The organism is Candidatus Cloacimonadota bacterium (assembly GCA_012516855.1).
GTDB lineage: Bacteria > Cloacimonadota > Cloacimonadia > Cloacimonadales > Cloacimonadaceae > Syntrophosphaera.
Map to the genome: position 1 here is coordinate 1 of JAAYWB010000093.1, position 3714 is coordinate 3714.

Below are 3714 nucleotides of genomic sequence, written 5' to 3' on the forward strand. Positions count from 1 at the left end.
GCACTTCAAACAATCCACTAGCTCAGGCTGGCGCGGGTCAGGTGATACCGTGCAGGCATATTTATCGCTAGGGAAATCAGGGTAACCAGTCAGCTTGCACACAATAGCTTTACTTGGTTTCATTTCACCGCCACATTTGCAAACCCATGTTGTTGTTATTTCAGCCATTGATGCTCTCCAGTCGATCAGCCAAAATCACAAAGGCGGTGGCGGCGCAATGGGGGACTTGGCCGTTGCCAATGCACTTGATGCCGGCGGCGCTGATGTCTTGGCAAGGAAAACCGCCCGATACCACGTCAACAAGGCCTCGCCATGGGTGTCCGTCAAAGGTTTGCACGTCTGCCCAAATCGGGAACGCTTCAAGTGCGCTTTCATGGTTTTGTCGTGAGACAAGTGCATTGCTGGCGTAGTCGTCCCATTCGACTGCGCAGACGGTGTGCCATCCGAGCATTCGGCTGGCTTGGATGCCGCCGCCAGCGCCGGCGAAGAGTGCGAGCTCTCGAAGTCCCGCATAAGTGTTTGGCTGAATATCCATGTCATCCTGTCACCCCAACATAAGCCGTAGTGGGCCGCATCTGGCCGCGCGCGTTTGGCCAGTTTTCACCCGTGTAAATTGGCGCTGTCATCAGGTTGTAGGTGCGTGGTTGCGCCGGGTTTGCCTTTTCAACTTCTTTTTGTTTAGGCGCTTTTTTTGTGGTTATTGGCTTTAACCCAGATGCGATACGTTCTTCTCTTGCTTTTTTGATGGATGCAATAACGCAAGGCTTGCATCTGCATTGAATTTCGTATTTGTAATGGGGTGTTTCAGTTCCGCATTTGTTGCAAAATTTGAATATCATTTCAATCTCTATTTCGTTAAATCACGGTTGAACCGCAAACTGTTTTGTGTCTACAAGTGCCCTCAGCGTGGCCTCGTCTGCCCCGTATTGAATCCAATCCACAAGCTGGGCAGTACACCGCCTTGATTTCTCCTCCTTGGGTATCTGTAGGCGTTGAATTTTCTGGATGATCCTCGCCCCGCAATAAATGCAAGTCTGGTCGTACTGGTTCCATAGGAAGTTCGTTTCCTTGGCTGCTTGGCAGTTCTTGCATAGCTGTTTTTTCGATGTACTCAGGTGTAATTTCATAAATTGGTGGCGATTTATGGCGTTTATCGAAGACAGGCTTGATTACGTTGTTTGACCGCAGGTAGGCGACCGCTTCATGCACTTCAAAAGCGCTACCGCCCATGTTCCCAACAATTTCACGGTAGGAAAGCCCACCGAGTTTCAAAAGTTTCAAAAGCGCTTCGGCTCGGGTCATGCTCTCGCTCCTCTATGAAGTCGTGCCGCATACTCCTTATGTATACCAATTGCATTTCCAACTTCTTTGAATGTGTGCCCAAGGTCACGAAGCCTTTTAATTTCAGAGATTACTTTCATATTTTTTTTGATCGGATTCGTGACGCCTCTACTCCTGCTATTTATTGCTTCTGTATATGGCAATTCTGGGAATTGTTTTAATAAATCCCTAAAGCACGTTAATTTCATAATCTTTGTTTTCCGTATCGCCTCGTTTAGCGAACAATCATTTTCTTTTATAAATTTAATAACTTTTATTGCATCTTCTTTTGTGTAAGTTTTTGTAGGTGTTGGTGCTTTGGCAATGTTCCGCTTTGAGTTCAACAGAAAAGCGCTGCCTTTTCTTTGCCTATGCATTGATGCTTCTTGTAGCCTCTTGTTTTCTGGGGTTCGTATAGTTTTAAGGAACTCCCTCTGCTTATCTGTGTTCATCCGCGCTCTATAAATATCTGTCAATGACGATATTTGTAGCCCTGATCTAAATGGGAGTCCATATTTTTCCTTGTAATCATCTGCACTTATTTTATGTATTGTTGATAAATGCCCACATAGACCTTTGTATGCTTTTCCGCATAAAAGGCACGTAATTAAGTCGCCAGATAAATACGCCTTTATTTCTTCAAGTGACTCAAATTTCTTTTCTATTGGGTATCCTTCTTTAACCAATCTTGCAGCGTTTTTCTTTGCTTGCACGTACTTATTGACTAATGCGGTTTTATTATTTATTTCTGCTGGTTTTTCCGCTAATGGCGCGTTTGTCATAAAAAAATTGCTCATGCTGCTACTCCTAATGCTTTGTTTTTCATGGCCAAACAACCTTATCAACCGTGAATTTTTTGGTCATGCTATCCATCAGCTGCAGTGTTCCTTTTTGCTGGTCGCTCAAAAGAACTTGATTGCCTTTTTGCTCTGGCAACGTGTAGCCAATGGCTTGCGCTTGGTCATAGGTCAATCGGCCTTTGGCAATTGCTTCGCTCAAAATTGGCTCACGTCCACCCTTGTCGTGGCCGAGTGAAGGTGTCCAAACTACGGGCTTTCCAGCATCACGCGCTTCGCTAACCAACCGCTGGTAGGCTTCTTTGAAAGCCATTCGCGCACCAACCTTTTCGCCCTCGTTAAGCAGTGGCAATGCGATACCAAAAGCCTGTGACATTTCTTCGGTCCAAACCACGCTTTGCGATTCGCTGAACGGCATCATTGCCCATGCCTCCTCAACACCTAGCCGTCCATCGTCAATGCGCGATACAACGTCTTGAATCGTCAGCATGCCTTTGACCTCGCGGCGGCATCGTGTCAATGCTTTGAGTACAGCTGGTTCGGGATATGCTCCCAAATCGTTCACAAACATTCGTGCTGCGCCTTCGCTGAACACTCGTCCGCATAGCTCTGCCGTGACAGCTACGGCTTGAATTAACTCAACTGACGGCATGTTCGCGCCCCTTTGCTTCTTCGATCATTGTTGAAAATGCAGATAAATTCGTTTGCGTTTTGTCGGCTTGCAGTGCTTGCGTTGCGGTGACTTGTCGGCCTGTTGCCCATTGCGTTCTGAGTTTTTCGCAGTCTCGCAAAAGCAACCCTACCGAGTGGCCGCCACCGACATAAAACTGGTTTTGATGGTTCACGTACCATGCGGCCACTTGTGGCGCTTCGATGGCTCCAAGCCTGTAAACAAGTTGCGACAACTGCCCGTTGACTGCTGCGTTGCGTACTGGTGGCACACGGTATCGGCGTTCGTAGGCTGCGGCGTATGCGTTCCACGTTTCTGTTGTTGGCGCTGGTTCTTTTTTTGCCGCTGGCTTTTTTGGCTTCGGCGTGTCCCCTGCAAGGGGTTCGACGGAAGTTGAGGGAATCAGTGAATCAGGAATCAGGATGGGGGAATCAGGAATCAGGGAGAGGGAATCAGCACGAGTAGTTCCGATTAAATCGGGCTTTGTTCCGTCTTTGTTCAACTCTTTGATTTCATTAGATTTTTCTTCAGCTTCTGAAATATCAGGAATTTCGCTACCAGCTTCACGTTCGTTCTTGTGTGGGTTCTGATGCTTCTCAAAATTAATGATTTTTATGTATGATTGACCTTGTACCGAGTAAGTCCGAATAAATCGGGCTTTCTCTAGATTGTTCACGATTGATTCAATACTGCAATCATCGTAAGGTAATATTTGTATCTTAAGGCGCTTAAGTTTCAACTCAATGCATCCGCGAAAATCAGCAATAGTCCACATGCCAATGAAAGCCAAACGATCTATCGGCTGCAACTCTCCAAGCTCTTGGTTTTGGAAAAAAGCGGGCTTTATATTTCTTGCCCTAGCCATTTGCTTCTCCTAATGCTCTAATTTTGTTCCAGCAAACACCACAAAAATAAAGAAAGGTCTGC

6 protein-coding genes are annotated in these 3714 nt (G+C 46.4%); all 6 read right to left on the reverse strand.

Annotated elements, in window-relative coordinates:
- Positions 1-160: 160 nt before the first annotated feature.
- Genes GX466_08410 through GX466_08435 form a run of 6 tightly spaced genes read right to left on the reverse strand, consistent with a single transcriptional unit; the run spans position 161 to position 3652 of the window.
- Entirely contained in the window at positions 161-535 is a 375-nt protein-coding gene (locus GX466_08410) for a DNA cytosine methyltransferase (protein ID NLH94216.1), read from the reverse strand.
- A 1-nt stretch (position 536) separates the two neighbouring features.
- Positions 537-839 (reverse strand): hypothetical protein, encoded by a 303-nt coding sequence (locus GX466_08415; protein ID NLH94217.1) that lies wholly within the window; start codon positions 837-839, stop codon positions 537-539.
- 16 nt (positions 840-855) lie between these two features.
- Positions 856-1302: a hypothetical protein gene (locus GX466_08420; GenBank protein NLH94218.1), complete on the reverse strand. Its 447-nt coding sequence runs from the start codon at positions 1300-1302 to the stop codon at positions 856-858.
- The gene (locus GX466_08425) at positions 1299-2117 is read right to left on the reverse strand and encodes a MucR family transcriptional regulator (protein ID NLH94219.1); all 819 of its coding nucleotides are present in this window, start codon (positions 2115-2117) and stop codon (positions 1299-1301) included. The genes GX466_08420 and GX466_08425 overlap by 4 nt, the downstream gene beginning before the upstream one ends.
- Before the next feature lie 25 nt (positions 2118-2142).
- The gene (locus tag GX466_08430; protein ID NLH94220.1) at positions 2143-2769 is read right to left on the reverse strand and encodes a hypothetical protein; all 627 of its coding nucleotides are present in this window, start codon (positions 2767-2769) and stop codon (positions 2143-2145) included.
- The gene (locus GX466_08435) at positions 2756-3652 is read right to left on the reverse strand and encodes a hypothetical protein (GenBank protein NLH94221.1); all 897 of its coding nucleotides are present in this window, start codon (positions 3650-3652) and stop codon (positions 2756-2758) included. Before GX466_08435 ends, GX466_08430 begins: the two co-directional genes overlap by 14 nt.
- Positions 3653-3714 lie beyond the last annotated feature (62 nt).

Coding starts and splice junctions, on each gene's coding strand:
- GX466_08410 (NLH94216.1), bottom strand. CDS start 535: ATGGATATTCAGCCAAACACTTATGCGGGACTTCGAGAGCTCGCACTC.
- GX466_08415 (NLH94217.1), bottom strand. CDS start 839: ATGATATTCAAATTTTGCAACAAATGCGGAACTGAAACACCCCATTAC.
- GX466_08420 (NLH94218.1), bottom strand. CDS start 1,302: ATGACCCGAGCCGAAGCGCTTTTGAAACTTTTGAAACTCGGTGGGCTT.
- GX466_08425 (NLH94219.1), bottom strand. CDS start 2,117: ATGAGCAATTTTTTTATGACAAACGCGCCATTAGCGGAAAAACCAGCA.
- GX466_08430 (NLH94220.1), bottom strand. CDS start 2,769: ATGCCGTCAGTTGAGTTAATTCAAGCCGTAGCTGTCACGGCAGAGCTA.
- GX466_08435 (NLH94221.1), bottom strand. CDS start 3,652: ATGGCTAGGGCAAGAAATATAAAGCCCGCTTTTTTCCAAAACCAAGAG.